The organism is Streptomyces sp. ME02-8801-2C, assembly GCF_033793965.1.
In the GTDB taxonomy this organism is placed as follows: domain Bacteria; phylum Actinomycetota; class Actinomycetes; order Streptomycetales; family Streptomycetaceae; genus Streptomyces.
The window spans coordinates 227969-244452 of sequence record NZ_JARAXP010000004.1 but is presented as its reverse complement, the minus strand read 5'-3'; the positions used below and the strand labels follow the sequence as shown (position 1 = coordinate 244452).

Below are 16484 nucleotides of genomic sequence, written 5' to 3'. Positions count from 1 at the left end.
GCGAGAGTCGTCGTGCGCGTCCCCCGCCACCGCGCTCCGAGCCCGATGCTCCGATTCCGGGGCGCCCGGTGTCCGGCTCATGGCTGCACGAGATTTCGCAGGTCGGCGAAGCGTCGGTCACCGATGCCGTTCACCTCGCGCAGTTCGTCCACGGACCGGTATCCGCCGTGCTGGGTGCGGTAGTCGACGATGTGCTGCGCCAGCACCGGCCCGACCCCCGGCAAGGTGTCGAGCTGTTCCACGGTGCCCGTGTTCAACGAAACCGGCGCCACCGGTCCAGCCCCCGCCCCGCCCACGGATCCGCCCGCTCCCACGCCACCCGAGCCGGCCGCCCCGCTCACGACCGTGCCGCCCACGACCGCGCCCGGTGGGGCCACTCCCCCTCCGACCACCACCTGTTCGCCGTCCACCAGGAACCGGGCACGGTTGAGCCCTTCGGTCTTCGTACCGGGACGCACCCCACCGGCGGCCCGCAGAGCATCGGCGACCCTCGACCCGGCCGGCAGCCGATGAACCCCCGGCTCACGCACCTTGCCGCTGACGTCCACCACGATCTGCGCCCCGGCCGGCCCCGTGACACCCCGGGGCACGGTCACGCCACCCGCGGCCCGCGCCGACCCGAGCGGCGCCGCCGCCCGCACCACCTCCGGAGCCCGCACAGGCTGGACACGCCCCGCCCAGCAGTGCTGCCCGGCGAGCACCGCGGCAGCGACCAGCACCACCGTGAGCGCCACCACACTCCGCCGCTCCAGACCGCACCGCGCCTGCAACCACACGGGCATGCGCTCCCGCACAGCAAGCCCAACCCGTTCCCGCCAGCCCTCAACAGCGGCCCCGGAACCACCATCCGAACCGCCACCGCCACGCTCAGGGCCGCCGACACGGCCACCGCCACGCTCAAGGCCGCCGACACGGCCACTGCCACCAGCACCACCAGCCCAAGCACCAGCACCAGCACCAGCACCAGCACCCCGGTCCCCAACAACAGCCGCACCAACGGCATCCCTGCCGCCCAAGCCCCCAGCAGACCCTCCACGCCCTACCGCCGCCGGCCTACCGAGCCCCGCCAACTCCCCGTCGTCCACCACCCCCGCATCCCGGTCCCCACCCGGCGGCCCGTTCCCCAACTCCCTTCGCTCCAGCACCCTTTCACCGAAGAGCACCTCAGCCCGCCGCCGCAGCTCATCGGCCGACGCCTGCTGCTGCCGAGCCCGGCCACCGGGACGGCGGTGCCGATGGCGATGGCCATGGCGGACGCGGCCGTCGGACATCGAGCCGCGGCCCGGCCCGCTGGTCGCAGTGGTTGCGCGTGAACCTGATCGAAATGTCATGCGCCGAGGATGGAGCAATCCCCCACACTCGCGACGATCTTGCTCAATTCCGGTGGATTACTCACCGGTTGTGGAAAACTCCGTCACCCACACGAGTGCCCCACACAAACCTCTGGGCGCAGGAGAGCCTCAACGAGGCGAAACAACCACTCCCAGCAACCCGGGCCCCGTATGCGCCCCGATCACCGCGCCCACCTCGCTCACATGCAGGTCGGCCAGCCCCGGCACCCGGACCCGCAACCGGTCCGCGAGAGCCGCTGCCCGTTCAGGGGCGGCCAGATGATGCACCGCGATGTCGACCTGTGCGCCACCCGCCCGGTCGGCGGCGATCTCCTCCAGGCGGGCGATGGCCCTGGACGCCGTTCGCACCTTCTCGAGCAGTTCGATGCGTCCGCCGTCCAGCTGCAGCAGCGGCTTCACCGCGAGGGCGGAACCGAAAAGGGCCTGCGCCGCGCCGATCCGACCGCCGCGGCGCAGATAGTCGAGGGTGTCGACGTAGAAATACGCGGACGTGCCCGCGGCGCGCTTCTCCGCGGCCGTGACGGCCTCGTCCACCGTGCCGCCCGCCTCTGCGGCCTCGGCGGCGGCCAGTGCGCAGAACCCGAGGGCCATCGCGACCATGCCGGTGTCCACCACCCGCACGGGCACCGGTGCCTCACGGGCCGCCAGGACCGCGGCATCGTACGTGCCCGAGAACTCGGCGGAGAGGTGCAGCGAGACGATGCCGGTGGCGCCGGACTCGGCGACCTTGCGGTAGGTCTCCGCGAAGAGTTGGGGGCTGGGGCGCGAAGTGGTGACGGACCGACGCTTCTGGAGAGCCTGGGCCAGGGAACGGGCCGAGATCTCGGTGCCCTCTTCGAGAGCACGGTCGCCGAGGACCACGGTCAGCGGCACCGCGATGATGCCGTGGCGCTCCATCGTCCGTGGCGGCAGGTAGGCCGTTGAATCGGTGACGATCGCGACATGGCGGGACATGAGCTGGAGGTTACCTGCCGTAGCTTGTGGGCGGCAGCCCGCCCCTTTCACCTGCGTCGGGACCGGAGTCGGCCCGCCGGATCACGTCGTGCTCTCCGGACGGGGTTTCTTCTGCCAGGGATAGGTGGGCTGTTGGACCGGCGGGGTGATGGCGGGCCGGGCCGGTTCGGCGGGCCGACGCCCGTCGGCGTTGTCCTCCCAGGTCTGTTGTGCCGCTCCCCCGTCGGCGGCCGGAGCCTCGGGCCAGGGCGGCGGAGCGGGGGCGGGAGTGGAGGCCGGCGTGGGGGCGGAGGTCGGTGTGGCTGTCGGTGAAGGTGTCGCGGTGGGCGTCGGCTCCACGGCCGTCCAGTGCCGCAGGGCGCCCGCCTCGACGTCGATCTGGGTCCGCAGGGAGTCCAGGTCGTCGCCGGCGAAACGGGTCGCCCGGTCCCGGGCCGCCCAGCGCAGCGAGTCGGCGGCCTGAGTGATCTGGTCGGTGCGCTCGCGCAGTGCGGGGAGTCGCGCGGAGAGCGTGGCCCGGTCGGGCTCGGACTCCAGTCGCTTGAGGTCGGCGTCCAGTTCGTGGCCATGCCTGCTGAGCCGCTCGAAGAGGCCGAGGGACTCCTTGAGCGACTCGTCCTCGGTCACGCCCGCGTGCAGCGCGTCCTGGGTGGCGCGCATCGACGTACGCAGCTTGAGCCTGAGCTGTGCCAGCTCGCCGACCGGGCCGGGCTGGGCGTACGTCTTCGCGCGCAGGGTGGTGTCCTCGACCGTGCGGCGGGCCTGCGAGATCGTCCGGTCGACGCCTCTCTTGGCGGCGCCGACCACTTTCACGGTCGCGTACACGCCCAGCACGACGAACAGCAGGAAGAGCAGGGCGACAACTGCGACAGCGGCTTCCACGACGCTCCTCCTCGTACCGGTCGCGGCCTTCGAGCCGCTCTTCAACCGTAAACGCAAAGGGCAGGCCCGGAGTTCCAAAAGAACCCCGAACCTGCCCGTAGGGGACTACCCCGAGCGATCCGCCGGACCGCCCACGCCCAGCCCCGCGTCACTGAGGGCACACATGCCCGCAGTGATGTTCGGAACCTACGCGGTGACGATGTTGACCAGCTTCGGCGCCCGCACGATCACCTTGCGGATCCCCGCGCCGGCCAGCGCCTCCACGACCTTGTCGTCACCCAGCGCCACCTCCTCCAGCTCGTCGTCGGAGATCGACGGCGAGACCTCCAGGCGGGCCTTGACCTTGCCCTTGATCTGCACGACGCAGGTCACGCTCTCGTCGACGACGTACGCGGGGTCGGCGACCGGGAAGTCCTGGTGGACGACCGAGTCGGGGTGGCCCAGCCGACGCCACAGCTCTTCGGCGATGTGCGGGGCCAGCGGCGCGACCAGCAGCACCAGGGCCTCGGCGACCGTGCGCGTGACCGGCCCGCCCGTCTTGGTCAGGTGGTTGTTCAGCTCGGTGACCTTGGCGATGGCCGTGTTGAACCGCAGGCCCTCCAGGTCCTGACGGACACCGTCGATCGCCTTGTGCAGGGCACGCAGGGTCGCCTCGTCGGTCTCGGAGTCGACGACGGTGACCTCGCCGGTGTTCTCGTCGACGACGTTGCGCCACAGCCGCTGCAGCAGCCGGTACTGGCCCACCACCGCGCGCGTGTCCCACGGCCGCGACACGTCCAGCGGACCCATGGCCATCTCGTAAAGGCGCAGCGTGTCCGCCCCGTACTCGGCGCTGACCTCGTCCGGAGTGACCGCGTTCTTCAGGGACTTGCCCATCTTGCCCAGCAGCCGGGAGACCTTCTCGCCGTTGTGGAAGAACTCGCCGTCACGCTCCTCCACCTCGGCGGCCGGTACGGCGATGCCGCGGCTGTCGCGGTACACGAAGGCCTGGATCATGCCCTGGTTGAACAGCTTGTGGAACGGCTCGACCGACGAGACGTGCCCCAGGTCGAACAGGACCTTGGACCAGAAGCGGGCGTACAGCAGGTGCAGCACGGCGTGCTCGGCGCCGCCGACGTACAGGTCGACGCCGCCGTGCGGCTGGCCCTCGCGGGGGCCCATCCAGTACTGCTCGACGGCAGGGTCGACCAGCTTCTGGTCGTTGTTCGGGTCCAGGTAGCGCAGCTCGTACCAGCAGGAACCGGCCCAGTTGGGCATGGTGTTGGTCTCGCGGCGGTACTTCTGCGGGCCCCGGCCGTCGCCCAGGTCCAGGGTGACGTTGACCCAGTCCTCGTTGCGGGACAGCGGCGTCTCGGGCTCGGTGTTCGCGTCGTCCGGGTCGAAGGTGCGCGGCGAGTAGTCCTCGACCTCGGGCAGCTCCAGCGGCAGCATCGACTCGGGCAGCGAGTGGGCGACGCCGTCCTCGTCGTAGACGATCGGGAAGGGCTCGCCCCAGTAGCGCTGGCGGCTGAACAGCCAGTCGCGCAGCCGGAAGTTGACGGTGCCGCGCCCGATGCCCTTGCGCTCCAGCCACTCGGTGATGCGGGCCTTGGCCTCGGCGACGGGCAGGCCGTCCAGCGAGATGTCGCCGTTGGCCGAGTTGATGATCTTCGCGTCGTAGGCCCCGAAGGCGTTGTCCCACGTCGAGGTGTCGGTGCCGCGCCCGTCGGTCGGCTCCACGATGCAGTGGATGGGCAGCTCGAAGGCGCGCGCGAACTCGAAGTCGCGCTGGTCGCCCGCCGGTACGGCCATGATCGCGCCGGTGCCGTAGCCCATCAGGACGTAGTCGGCGATGAAGACGGGGATCTGCTCGCCGTTGACCGGGTTGGTCGCGTACGAGCCGATGAAGACGCCGGTCTTGTCCTTGGCCTCGGCCTGCCGCTCGACGTCCGACTTCGAGGCGGCCTGGGCACGGTAGGCGGCGACGGCCTCGCCGGGTGTGGCGTGACCGCCCGTCCAGATGTCGTGGGTGCCCTCGGGCCAGGCGGCCGGGATCAGCTTCTCGACCAGCGGGTGCTCGGGCGCCAGGACCATGTAGCTCGCGCCGAACAGAGTGTCGGGGCGGGTGGTGAAGACCGTGATGGCCTCGCCGTCCACGGGGAAGTCGACCCGGGCGCCCTCGGAGCGGCCGATCCAGTTGCGCTGCTGCAGCTTGATGGCCTCGGGCCAGTCCAGCGCGTCCAGGTCGTTCAGCAGCCGGTCGGCGTAGGCGGTGATGCGCATGTTCCACTGGCGCAGCTTGGCCTTGAAGACGGGGAAGTTGCCGCGCTCGGAACGGCCGTCGGCGGTGACCTCCTCGTTGGCCAGCACGGTGCCCAGTCCCGGACACCAGTTGACGGGCGCCTCGGAGGCGTACGCCAGGCGGTACTCGCCCAGCACGTCGGCGCGCTCGGCGGCGGTCAGCTCGTTCCACGCGCGCGCGTGGTCACCCGGTACGGCGCGCTCGCCGCTCTCGAACTGGGCGACCAGGGCGGCGATCGGGCGGGCCTTGTCCGCCTCCTCGTCGTACCAGGAGTTGAAGATCTGCAGGAAGATCCACTGGGTCCACTTGTAGTAGTCCGGGTCGATCGTGGCGAAGGACCGGCGCCTGTCGTGGCCCAGGCCCAGCCGGCGCAGCTGGACCTTCATGTTCTCGATGTTGGCCTCGGTGGACACACGCGGGTGCGTGCCGGTCTGCACGGCGTACTGCTCGGCGGGCAGGCCGAAGGCGTCGAAGCCCAGGGTGTGCAGCACGTTGTGGCCGGTCATGCGCTGGAAGCGGGCGTACACGTCGGTCGCGATGTATCCCAGCGGGTGGCCGACGTGCAGTCCCGCCCCGGAGGGGTACGGGAACATGTCCATGATGAACTTCTTGGGCTTGGCGGCCAGCTCCGGGTCGTCGGCCAGATCGCCGCTCGGGTTCGGCGCGGCGTAGGTGCCCTCGGCGTCCCAGAAGTCCTGCCAGCGTGCCTCGATGTCGGCCGCCATGGCAGCCGTGTAGCGGTGCGGCGCCGCGACCTCGGCGGCAGCGGGGTTCGTCTCGCTCATGGTCCTCAAAGCTCCATCGATCGTCTCTGCCAGTGGCCTGGAAATGAAAAATCCCCTCGCACAGGAGGGGACGCCGCGCCGATGCCGACCACGATTCGTCAGCGGTCGGGACTGATCAGCGCGGCTCACTAAGCAGAAGGCGTACGGCACGCATGGCGTCAGGGTACCGCAGCAGTCGCGCGTGCAGCGACGGAGTACCCCTCGGGGAACGACACCGGGTGCCGTGCCCCCGAGCAGTCGCCGGAGTGCCCACAGAGCCCCCACACATCGCCCTCATGACTCCCTCACGCCTCGGGGGGAAACGTGAATCGCCACACAGCAAAACCTGAACCAGGTTCAAAAATTACTTCGCGTAACAACCTCTTTGGGACATCACAACGGCCTCACGGCGCTTTGGTAACAGCGCAATAACTCAAACCTCGTACTCATCGGTATGTCTCGACTTAGAGTTCGACGCGGGACCGCCTTCCCGAACCGCTCGGAGTTGCCCCCATGAACCCTCGTAGTAACAGTTCGCTTCCCAGGACGGGCCGTTCGGCCTACGGGATGGCGACGGCTGCCGTGCTGCTCCTTATACCGGTGATCGTGCTGGTCGGAGGTGACTCGGTCCAGGACTTCCTGAACTTCGGCGCCGGCGTGCTCTCGCTGGTCGCCCTCTCCTGCTCGGTGATCTGGGGCCTGGTCGCGACCGACCGGGTCTTCCTGAACACCCGCCAGCGGTTGATCGCGCAGGCCGTGCACCGGACGACCGCCGTCTCCTCGGTCGCCTTCCTGCTGCTGCACGTCTCGGTCAAGCTGGCGCTCGACCACGTCTCGCTGATCGCCGCGCTGATCCCGTTCAGCCTCGGCGTCACCGGCACCTCAGGTCTCATCGGCATGGGCTCCGCGGCCGGCCTGCTCATGATCTTCACGGCCGTCACCGGCGCGCTGCGCAGCCGCTTCGCCTCCCCGGCACCGGTCGCGGCGCGCTGGCGCGCGATGCACATGCTGGCCTACCCGGCCTGGTGCTTCGCCCTGGTCCACGGCCTGTACGCGGGACGCCAGGCGAAGCCGGTGTTCACGATCCTTTACGGCCTGTGTCTACTCGCGGTGATAGCGGCCCTGGCACTGCGCTCGGCGCCCCGCCCGTTCAAGCGCAGGGTGGCCGCCCAGATCATGGCGTTCCTGGGTTCCCAGGAACGGCCGAGCCGCGAGGGCCTGGACGCGAGCCGGGCACGCCTCGGTGAATCCGCCCTGCCGGGCTACGAGAACCAGTCCGCGGGCAGGCCCGCGCGCGGAGACGGGGGGGTCCCCCCGCAGCGCAGCGCGCCGGCCGCGTCGCCGCTCTACGACGTTCCGGCCAGCCGCACCATGACCCCCGAGCCCGCGCAGGACGGCTTCGCGGCGGCCTACCGAGCGGTGACGCCCCCGCGCGGGCAGGACACGTACATGGACCAGACCGCGCGCATGGACCTGTCGATGGACATGCAGGGGACCGGGGCGATCCCGCGGGTGGACGGCAGCACGTCGGGCAGCTGGCCGATTCCGTCCCCGCCTCCCGTGGGCGAGGCGCCCGTGTCGGCGTACGACCCCATGGCTGACACCGGATACAACATCCCGGCCTATGGCAATCCGGGCGCGGCCGCGTACGGCACGAGTGATGTGTACAACACCGGTGAGTCGAATGCGGCCTACGGCACGTACAACGCGAACGACACGAACAACAGCGGTCCCGCCACTGAGACAAACCCCGGTGCTTCCTATGGATTCGACGCACCGGGTTCGGGCGAACCTTGGAACGCGCCTTCCGGAGGCTTTAAGTGAACGAGGCTCTGCCCGACGTCCCCGAAGTCCGCGTGGTCGGGCTTCCTCAGCTCACGTCGGGTTTCGACCTTGTCGAGAGACTTGACCTGCCCATGCACCTGAAGGTGCACGGGCCGCTCGAACCGATGGGCGGCGAGCAGCTCGCGCAGCTCGCCGAACGCATTTCCCTCAAGGGCCGCGGCGGCGCGGGCTTCCCCTTTCACAAGAAGCTGCGGTCGGTCGCCGAGTCGGCGATCCGGCGCGGCGTGCGCCCGGTCGTCGTCGTCAACGCCAGCGAGGACGAGCCCGCCTGCCGCAAGGACACCGTGCTGGTCAACCGTGCCCCGCACCTGATCCTGGACGGCGCCCTGCTGTGCGCGGAGGCGATGGGCGCCCGCACCCTCGTCATCGGGGTGACACGTGAATCCACGCAGCGCTCCATGGAGGCGGCGCTCGCCGAACGCGGCCTCAACAACGGCCGCCGGTCGGCGCTACGCGCGCGCGTGCAGCGCAACCCGATCCGTATGGTCACCGGCGCCGCCGCCTCGCTGATCCGCTCCATCGACGGCGGCCCGGCGATCCCGCCCGGCCGCAAGATCAGCGCCTCCCAGAGCGGTGTGGGCGGCGCGCCCACCCTGCTGTCCAACGCCGAGACCTACGCCCAGCTGGCGATCGCCGCCCGCATCGGCGCCGAGCGCTACTGCAACACCGGCCTGTACGACGAGCCGGGCACCGTCATGCTCACGGTCTCCGGTGCGGTCGCCCGCCCCATGGTGATCGAGGTGCCTACGGGTGTTCCGCTGCGCTACGTCCTGCAGCTCGCCGGCGCCCCGCCGGTCCCGCAGGGTGTGCTGACCGGCGGCTACCACGGCAAGTGGATCGACGCGGCGACGGTCAACGAGGCGATCGTCTCGCGCAACTCCCTGGACCAGGTGGGCGGTGCCCTCGGCGCGGGCGCGATCCTGCCGATCAGCCAGGACACCTGCCCGCTCGGCGAGTCGCTGCGTGTCGCCCAGTGGCTGGCGGAGGAGAGCGCCGGCCAGTGCGGCCCCTGCTACCTCGGTCTGCCGGCCGCGGCGCGCGGTATGCAGGACATCCTCAACGGCGGCGGCCCGGCCGCCCTGGAGGCCGTCAAGCAGGTCGCCAAGTCCGTGAAACGGCGCGGCGCGTGCTCGCATCCGGACGGCTCGGCGATGTTCCTGGAATCGACCATCAAGGCGTTCACGGACGACCTCGCCGCCCATGTCCTCGGAAACGGCTGCGGAAGGCCCGTAGAGGGCGTTCTGCCGCTCTTCGAGGGCGGCCAGACCCCTACGGGCATCCCGGGTGGCCAGGCGGAGGAGGAGAGCGGCCCCAGCCGCCAGAAGATCTTCGTCGACTGGACCCTGTGCCGGGGTCACGGTCTGTGCGCCGACATCCTTCCCGAGGTCTTCGAACTGGGCGCCGACGGCTTCCCGACCGTCGCGCAGGCGAAGGTGCCCCGGTACGCGGAGGCGAAGGCCCTGCGCGCGGTGCGCCGCTGCCCGGCACTGGCGCTGCGCATCGAGGAGGACACCAGGGCCTCTGCCCCCGACCGTCTGCCGGTCCTGTCCCAGCGGGGCGGCCGGGGCCGCCGCGCCCTCGGCAGCGGTCGCTGAAGCCACGGAGGGGGAGCAGCAACCCGGTTGCTGCTCCCCCTCCCCCCATCCCCCTGAGTACCGCACAACGCCGAAGGCGGGTCACCCTGATCGGGTGACCCGCCTTCAACTTTCTGTGGAGCTAAGGAGAATTGAACTCCTGACCTCCTGCATGCCATGCAGGCGCTCTACCAACTGAGCTATAGCCCCTTGCGGTGTTGCGGCCGGGTTTCCCCGGCGGCGACGCCAACATTACCGGTCCCCCCGGTGCAGCACCAAATCGTTTCCCGGGGTCAGGCCGTGACGAACGAGTAGAACCGTTTGAGGGTGCAGTGCTCTTCGAGGAGCCGGCCGTAGATCGGCTCACCCTCGAGCTCACGGTAGGTCTCGATCGGGTCGCCTTTTATGATCAGCGCCCGTGCGCATTCCTCGCACCAGTACTGGTAGTCGTGGTTCACCGGCTCCATGTCACGGACGATCGGCGTACCACTGCCGCACCAGTCGCATTTCCTCCTGTGTGCACCCATCGATCAGCTCCAGCTGTGGCCGCAGGCCGTGCACACGTAGGAAACGCCACCGTTGTCACCGAGCACCTGGGCGACATGGCCGGAACCGCAGGAAGGGCAGCTGAGACGGGTTCTCCTGCCCCGTATGACTGCCGCTTCAGGGAGGTGACCGACCTCCCTGAGGATGCTCGCAGGCATCGCAACTCCCTCCCGTCGGGCCGCGCCCCCTTCCGGCCGTTTGATTCTGCCACGGCCGGACCAATACGGTCAGCGACGCCTTCGTACCAGTCCGGACACGGCGACCTGCCGCGGCCGTCACAGCCAGCGCGAACATGCGCATAAGAAGAGCTTCCGCAGAGGTATACGCCTCCGGCCCCCCAAGTGACTCAAGCCGGTTCAGGAAGAGTCAACCCGGCCGGGATCAGGGCAGGTTGCCGACAGGCGGCCCGGGTCCTCATTCCAGGCCCACCAGGGCCGGAGACGACCGCCGCCGAGGCGAGGACCGTCCGGCGCGTGGGCGGCCGCGGCCGAGGCCGGCCCCGGCACACGCGGCATGAACGCGGACACGGAAGCGGAGTTGAGGTCCCGTCGCCACCGCGATGCGGACAGGAGTCGACCCGGCGCCGGAGTGACACACCACACACGGACGAGGCACGCAAAAAAATCCCGCTCCCTGACGGGAACGGGACTTTTGTCACCGATATCTGTGGAGCTAAGGAGAATTGAACTCCTGACCTCCTGCATGCCATGCAGGCGCTCTACCAACTGAGCTATAGCCCCTCGCGTTCTTCCCGCCCTGGCGGGTGAACAAGATGAACTTTAGCCTGCGACCAGCCGGAAAGTGAAATCCGGGTCAGTCGTCGTCACCGAGGACCGGCTCGGGCAGTGTGCCGGCGTTGTGCTCCAGGAGACGCCAGCCGCGGGCGCCCTCGCCGAGGACGGACCAGCAGCAGTTGGAGAGACCGCCGAGGCTCTCCCAGTGGTGGGACTCCAGGCCGAGCAGGCGCCCGATGGTGGTCCGGATGGTGCCTCCGTGGCTGACCACCACGAGGGTGCCCTCGTCGGGCAGCTTGTCGGCGTGCCGCAGCACCACGGGAGCCGCGCGGTCGGCGACCTCGGTCTCCAGTTCGCCGCCACCGCGACGGACCGGCTCACCGCGCTTCCAGGCGGCGTACTCGTCCCCGTGCCGGGCGATGATCTCCTCGTGCGTCAGCCCCTGCCAGACGCCCGCGTAGGTCTCGCGCAGGCCCTCGTCGTGGCTCACCGTGAGACCGGTGAGCTCGGCGAGTTCGCCGGCGGTGTCCGCCGCGCGCCGGAGGTCCGAGGCGACGATCGCGTCGGGCTTCAGGGAGGCGAGCAGCCGGGCGGAGCGGCGGGCCTGGCTGATGCCCGTCTCGGTGAGCTCGACGTCCGTGGTGCCCTGGAAGCGCCGCTCCACGTTCCACGACGTCTGGCCGTGGCGCCAAAGGATCAGACGCCGACCGGGGCGGGGCTTACGGCGGGACCCGTCGGGCAAGGACGCGGTCACCGCAGACCTCCGAAGTCGGCGGTGTCCTCCTCGGCCTGCAGCTTGGCGTGTTCGGCGGCCTTGCCGCGGGTGGCCTTCGCGTCGGCGGGCAGTTCCAGCTCGGGGCAGTCCTTCCAGAGCCGCTCCAGGGCGTAGAAGACGCGCTCCTCGCTGTGCTGGACGTGGACGACGATGTCGACGTAGTCCAGGAGCACCCAGCGGGCCTCGCGGTCGCCCTCGCGGCGGACCGGCTTGGTGCCGAGTTCCTTGTTGAGCCGCTCCTCGATCTCGTCGACGATCGACTTGACCTGGCGGTCGTTGGGTGCGGAGGCCAGCAGGAAGGCGTCCGTGATCGACAGCACGTCGCTGACGTCGTAGGCGATGATGTCGTGCGCGAGCTTGTCGGCAGCCGCCTGCGCGGCGGCGGAGATGAGCTCGATGGAACGGTCAGTGGCGGTCACTACAAGGCTTTCGGTCGGCGGTCGGGAACCCGTACGGGTTACCCCAAGGGTCTCACGGACCGCCCACACCACCCCACGTCATTACCGGATCACTCCCCGGGAGCCGCTTCGGGCCCCCGGGAGGGTGAATCGCTTCCGGAGTCACCGCGTCACGCGGGCGCCTTGAAGTCCTGGCCGAGGATCACGGAGACGTCCGCGTTCGAGGTGGCCGTGCCCTTCTTCACCGAGGTCGTGGGCAGACCCAGCGTCTTGGCGGCCTCGGTGGCGTTCTCCTTGTCGGCGGCGTCGGTGTAGGTGACCTGGGACGTGGCGCGGGCGGTGCCGGTACCGGCCTCCAGGAAGGTGAAGCCGCCGTTGAGGAGGGCGACGCGGGCCTTCTCGGTGTTGTCCTTGTCGCCGGTCGCGTTCTGGACGGAGACACGGACCGCCGCGTCCTTGTCGGGGCTCTTGGCGGTGCCGCCCAGGACGGTTTTGACGACCGCGGAGCTGGCCTGGGCGCTCAGGGTGCCGTCGCCCTGGACGGGCAGCAGCGTGGTCTTGTAGTCGCCGCCCTTGGCGAGGTCGGCGAGTCTGGCGAGGAAGCTGCCGAGGTCCTTGTCGGTCAGCGAGGGGTCGAGGATCTGCGCCAGGGTCTGCACGGTCACCGTCGCCGCCTGGGTGTCGGAGGACAGCTTGCGCAGCACGCCCTGCATGACCTGCCCGAACCGCTCGAGCTGGGCGTCCTGGGTCTCGCCGCGGGCGACGTAGGTGGCGTAGGCGACGGCCATCTTGCCGCTGAGGGTCTGGTCCTCGCCCTTCTTCACCAGGGGCGCCGTGCCCTTCTTGGCCCCGGGGTCGGGTACGTCGGCGTTCGTGTCGATGTCGATGTTGCCGACCAGTTCGACGAGGTTCTGCAGGTAGGGCGTGTCGAGCCGCCAGGTGCCCTCGATGTCGGTGCCGAGGACGGTGTCGAGCGCGTCGCGCGTCCCGGAGGAGCCGTCGTCGTCGACGGACTTGGCGAGCGTGGTCGTGGTGCCGTCGTCGTCGGTCAGGGCGAGGGAGTTGGGCAGCAGGACGGTGGCACCCTGCTTGGTGGTGGTGTTGTCGACGAGCAGCACCGTCGAGGTGCCGCCCTTGGCGGTGTTGTGCAGATGGACGACGACCACGTCCCGTTTCTGGGCCGCCCCGCCGGTCGTGCCGCCCGCCTTCGTGTCCGAGGAGGACGTGCCGGGCAGCTTCCCGGCGAACCAGAGGTAGCCGACCCCGCCCACCGCCACCAGGGCGAGGACGACGACCAGGGCGATGACGCGGCTCCGCGCGCGGCGCTTGGCCTCCTCGCGGCGTTCGGTGCGGTTCTCGGTGAAGTTCAGCCAGTCGATGACGTCCTCGGAGTCGCCGCTGGGCTCCTCGACGAAGGCGAACTGCTGGGTGCTGTAGTCGCGTTCGCCCTGCTCCTGCGTACTCCCCTGGGCCTGCGGGCCGTCGTTCCCGGCCGGGCCGCCCTGCTGCGGGACCTGGGCGGTCTGTTCGGCCCGCGGGGTCCGCGGCGTCGGCACGGAGGGCGCGGTCTGCTCGGCGACCCGGGGCTGCGGGCCGCTGCTCGCCGCCTGCCCGTAGGGGTCGTACCCGGTGGCCGGGTTCTGGGCGCCGTACTGGTCGTAGGCGGGGGCGGGCTGCTGCTGCCCGGTGGTGTACGGGTCGTAGCCGTACCCCTCGTAGCCCTGGTTCTGAGGTGTCTGCTGCGCGTACGGGTCGTACGGCTGCTGCCCCTGATGAGTCTGTTGCTGTTGCTGGTACGCCTGCTGCGGCGGCACCTGCTGGTATATGGGCCGGCCGTAGTCGTCGTAGCCGACGATCTCGTACTGCTGGTCGCCGTCGTACCCCGAGTCGTATCGGTCGTTCACCGGTGCTCCTCTCGGCTCACTCGCCGCGGTACAGCTCACGCTTGTCGATGTAGCGCACCACACCGTCCGGCACCAGGTACCAGACCGGGTCACCCTTGGCGACCCTCGCACGGCAGTCCGTGGACGAGATGGCCAGGGCGGGGACCTCGACGAGCGAGACTCCGCCCTCCGGAAGTCCCGGGTCGGTCAGGGTGTGGCCGGGCCGGGTGACCCCGATGAAGTGCGCGAGGGAGAACAGTTCGTCGGCATCGCGCCAGGTGAGGATCTGGCCGAGCGCGTCGGCGCCCGTGATGAAGAACAGGTCCGTTTCGGGGTTGAGGGCGCGCAGGTCGCGCAGGGTGTCCGTCGTGTAGGTCGGGCCACCGCGGTCGAGGTCGATGCGGCTGACCGAGAACTGCGGGTTCTCGGCGGTCGCGATGACCGTCATCAGGTAGCGGTCCTCAGCCGGCGACACACTGCGGTCGGACTTCTGCCACGGCTGCCCGGTCGGTACGAACACCACCTCGTCGAGGTGGAACTGCGCGGCGACCTCACTGGCCGCCACGAGGTGACCGTGGTGGATCGGATCGAATGTGCCGCCCATGACGCCGAGGCGGCGCTTGCCCGCGCTCGACGGGCCGTTGCCGGTCGCGCGCCGGGACACCGGGCGGTTCTCCGTGTCGCGCGCCGGACGGCCGCCGGCGTTGTTCGCCGGGCCGGTAGGCATGTCCTGCTCTCCCATGCGTGCAGACCCTACCGGCCCGGCCTGAGAGCCCCGGCCGCAGCCTGACGGACCCTCCTGACCGGACTCAGCGGTCGCGGTTGAAACGGGTGGTGATCCACAGCAGGAGCAGCAGGATGAAGAGGGCGCCGCCACCTGTGACGTAGGGGCTGAGGCTCTCGTGGTTGCCGCCGTGCTCCTCGCCCTCGGCGGCAAGCGTGACCAACTGGGCTGCGGCGCTGTGGAAGCTCATCTTCGGCAGTACCTATTCGGTGAGGGCGGGATAAAGACGTCGGCTCATCGTAAGCGTGCCCGCCGACGGGGATCACGCCGACTCCGCGCAACGGCCGGAGGGGAACTTCCGGTCCGTGTCAGTCGTCCTTGTGTTTGTACCCCCGCAGCACGAACCACGCGGTCAGGATGCAGCCGAAGAACATCACGATCAGCACGACCCGGAGCAGGTCGCCGGATCCCTGCTTCTCGGCGGCGCTCGCGGCCTCGGTGATCCAGTCGGTTACGGGGGTGTGGTCCATCGGATCGCTCCTTACGGTGTGCTGCCCCGCCACGGTATCTCCGCCTAGGCTGGGCCCCGCTTCGGGGGGCACATAGGGCAATCAGACGCATGGGGGAACACATGTCCGACGACAGCCACGAGAGCAACGGGCACGGGCCGGAGGAGCCCGCAGCGCACGAGCACGTACCCAGCAGGCAGCGCAGGCGCTTCCCGGGGATCTCCTCGCGGGCGTACGAGCATCCGGCGGACCGCTCCGCCCTCGTCGCCCTGCGCAAGCTCAGCGGGTTCGACACCGTCTTCAAGGCGCTCAGCGGTCTGCTTCCCGAGCGCAGTCTGCGGCTGCTGTTCCTGTCCGACTCCGTGCGCGTCTCGGACCAGCAGTTCGTCCATCTCCACGCCATGCTGCTGGACGCCTGTCAGATCCTGGACCTGGAGAAGGTCCCGCCGATGTACGTCAACCAGGATCCGCAGCCCAACGCGATGTGCATCGGCCTGGACGAGCCGATCATCGTCGTCACCACCGGTCTCGTCGAACTGCTCGACGAGGAGGAGATGCGGGCGGTCATCGGGCACGAGGTGGGACATGCCCTCTCCGGCCACTCGGTCTACCGGACCATCCTGCTCTTCCTGACCAACCTGGCCCTCCGCGTCGCCTGGATCCCGCTCGGCAACATCGCGATCATGGCGATCGTGACCGCTCTGCGCGAGTGGTTCCGCAAGTCGGAGCTGTCCGCCGACCGCGCGGGCCTGCTCGTCGGCCAGGACCTCAAGGCCTCGATGCGCGGCCTGATGAAGATCGCCGGCGGCAACCACCTGCACGAGATGAACGTGGACGCGTTCCTCGCCCAGGCCGATGAGTACGAGGCGGGGGGCGACCTGCGCGACTCCGTACTGAAGATCCTCAACGTCCTCCCGCGCACCCACCCCTTCACCACCGTGCGCGCCGCCGAGCTGAAGAAGTGGGCCGAGTCCCGCGACTTCCAGCGGCTCATGGACGGCCACTACCCGCGCCGCACCGAGGACAAGGACACCTCGGTCTCCGGCTCCTTCCGCGAGTCGGCGTCGAGCTACGCGACCAACGTCAAGAACTCCAAGGACCCCCTGATGAAGCTGGTCACGGACATCGCCGGCGGAGCAGGCGACCTGGGCGGCAGGGTAAGAAGGGGCTTCGGCGGCTCCCCGCAGAACAACACAACTCCGGACGACTAGCCGCACCCAGGGGCGCGGGGAACTGCGCGACAAGGCCCCACCGGGCCGCACC

14 protein-coding genes and 2 tRNA genes are annotated in these 16484 nt (G+C 69.9%); 3 read left to right on the top strand and 13 right to left on the bottom strand.

The window, feature by feature from the left end; translation table 11 throughout:
• Window positions 1–77: 77 nt before the first annotated feature.
• The 4 genes from PV396_RS14385 to leuS all read right to left on the bottom strand — a co-directional run bounded on the left by PV396_RS14385 (window position 78) and on the right by leuS (window position 6254).
• Window positions 78–1070 (bottom strand): helix-hairpin-helix domain-containing protein, encoded by a 993-nt coding sequence (locus PV396_RS14385; protein ID WP_416071414.1) that lies wholly within the window; start codon window positions 1068–1070, stop codon window positions 78–80.
• A gap of 390 nt (window positions 1071–1460) precedes the next feature.
• Window positions 1461–2306: a DegV family protein gene (locus PV396_RS14380; protein ID WP_319204476.1), complete on the bottom strand. Its 846-nt coding sequence runs from the start codon at window positions 2304–2306 to the stop codon at window positions 1461–1463.
• A gap of 81 nt (window positions 2307–2387) precedes the next feature.
• On the bottom strand, window positions 2388–3188 hold the full coding sequence (locus PV396_RS14375; RefSeq protein ID WP_319204474.1) for a hypothetical protein: 801 nt from the start codon (window positions 3186–3188) through the stop codon (window positions 2388–2390).
• A 186-nt stretch (window positions 3189–3374) separates the two neighbouring features.
• On the bottom strand, window positions 3375–6254 hold the full coding sequence (gene leuS / locus PV396_RS14370) for a leucine--tRNA ligase (protein ID WP_319204472.1): 2880 nt from the start codon (window positions 6252–6254) through the stop codon (window positions 3375–3377).
• A 492-nt stretch (window positions 6255–6746) separates the two neighbouring features.
• On the opposite strand from leuS, the gene PV396_RS14365 reads away from it, so the two are divergent.
• Window positions 6747–8057: a cytochrome b/b6 domain-containing protein gene (locus tag PV396_RS14365; RefSeq protein ID WP_319204470.1), complete on the top strand. Its 1311-nt coding sequence runs from the start codon at window positions 6747–6749 to the stop codon at window positions 8055–8057.
• A complete protein-coding gene (locus tag PV396_RS14360) occupies window positions 8054–9673 on the top strand; it encodes an NADH-ubiquinone oxidoreductase-F iron-sulfur binding region domain-containing protein (protein WP_319204468.1) in 1620 nt (539 codons plus the stop codon). The genes PV396_RS14365 and PV396_RS14360 overlap by 4 nt, the downstream gene beginning before the upstream one ends.
• A 116-nt stretch (window positions 9674–9789) precedes the next feature.
• Here PV396_RS14360 and PV396_RS14355 read toward each other — a convergent pair.
• From PV396_RS14355 to PV396_RS14310, 9 genes are all read right to left on the bottom strand, one after another.
• Window positions 9790–9862: transfer RNA gene (locus PV396_RS14355), tRNA-Ala, on the bottom strand.
• A gap of 83 nt (window positions 9863–9945) precedes the next feature.
• Complete coding sequence (locus PV396_RS14350; RefSeq protein WP_044472114.1) at window positions 9946–10179, bottom strand: hypothetical protein; 234 nt, start codon at window positions 10177–10179, stop codon at window positions 9946–9948.
• A gap of 686 nt (window positions 10180–10865) precedes the next feature.
• A tRNA-Ala gene (locus PV396_RS14340) sits at window positions 10866–10938 on the bottom strand.
• Window positions 10939–11011: 73 nt separating this feature from the next.
• The gene (locus tag PV396_RS14335) at window positions 11012–11686 is read right to left on the bottom strand and encodes a histidine phosphatase family protein (protein WP_319204466.1); all 675 of its coding nucleotides are present in this window, start codon (window positions 11684–11686) and stop codon (window positions 11012–11014) included.
• Complete coding sequence (gene rsfS, locus PV396_RS14330) at window positions 11683–12126, bottom strand: ribosome silencing factor (RefSeq protein ID WP_319204464.1); 444 nt, start codon at window positions 12124–12126, stop codon at window positions 11683–11685. Before rsfS ends, PV396_RS14335 begins: the two co-directional genes overlap by 4 nt.
• Before the next feature lie 149 nt (window positions 12127–12275).
• On the bottom strand, window positions 12276–14009 hold the full coding sequence (locus PV396_RS14325; RefSeq protein ID WP_319204462.1) for a LytR C-terminal domain-containing protein: 1734 nt from the start codon (window positions 14007–14009) through the stop codon (window positions 12276–12278).
• A gap of 16 nt (window positions 14010–14025) precedes the next feature.
• Window positions 14026–14730, bottom strand: coding sequence for a nicotinate-nucleotide adenylyltransferase (gene nadD / locus PV396_RS14320; RefSeq protein WP_319204459.1), 705 nt, complete (start codon window positions 14728–14730; stop codon window positions 14026–14028).
• A 67-nt stretch (window positions 14731–14797) separates the two neighbouring features.
• Window positions 14798–14962 (bottom strand): hypothetical protein, encoded by a 165-nt coding sequence (locus PV396_RS14315; RefSeq protein WP_006376185.1) that lies wholly within the window; start codon window positions 14960–14962, stop codon window positions 14798–14800.
• Window positions 14963–15080: 118 nt separating this feature from the next.
• Complete coding sequence (locus PV396_RS14310) at window positions 15081–15242, bottom strand: hypothetical protein (protein WP_319204457.1); 162 nt, start codon at window positions 15240–15242, stop codon at window positions 15081–15083.
• Window positions 15243–15343: 101 nt separating this feature from the next.
• On the opposite strand from PV396_RS14310, the gene PV396_RS14305 reads away from it, so the two are divergent.
• Window positions 15344–16432, top strand: coding sequence for a M48 family metallopeptidase (locus PV396_RS14305; protein WP_319204455.1), 1089 nt, complete (start codon window positions 15344–15346; stop codon window positions 16430–16432).
• Window positions 16433–16484: the final 52 nt, after the last annotated feature.

Bases quoted from the DNA above. Each gene is read 5' to 3' on its own strand.
- leuS (WP_319204472.1), bottom strand. From the start codon at position 6,254: ATGAGCGAGACGAACCCCGCTGCCGCCGAGGTCGCGGCGCCGCACCGC.
- PV396_RS14380 (WP_319204476.1), bottom strand. From the start codon at position 2,306: ATGTCCCGCCATGTCGCGATCGTCACCGATTCAACGGCCTACCTGCCG.
- PV396_RS14350 (WP_044472114.1), bottom strand. From the start codon at position 10,179: ATGGGTGCACACAGGAGGAAATGCGACTGGTGCGGCAGTGGTACGCCG.
- PV396_RS14315 (WP_006376185.1), bottom strand. From the start codon at position 14,962: ATGAGCTTCCACAGCGCCGCAGCCCAGTTGGTCACGCTTGCCGCCGAG.
- PV396_RS14365 (WP_319204470.1), top strand. From the start codon at position 6,747: ATGAACCCTCGTAGTAACAGTTCGCTTCCCAGGACGGGCCGTTCGGCC.
- PV396_RS14305 (WP_319204455.1), top strand. From the start codon at position 15,344: ATGTCCGACGACAGCCACGAGAGCAACGGGCACGGGCCGGAGGAGCCC.
- PV396_RS14310 (WP_319204457.1), bottom strand. From the start codon at position 15,242: ATGGACCACACCCCCGTAACCGACTGGATCACCGAGGCCGCGAGCGCC.
- nadD (WP_319204459.1), bottom strand. From the start codon at position 14,730: ATGGGAGAGCAGGACATGCCTACCGGCCCGGCGAACAACGCCGGCGGC.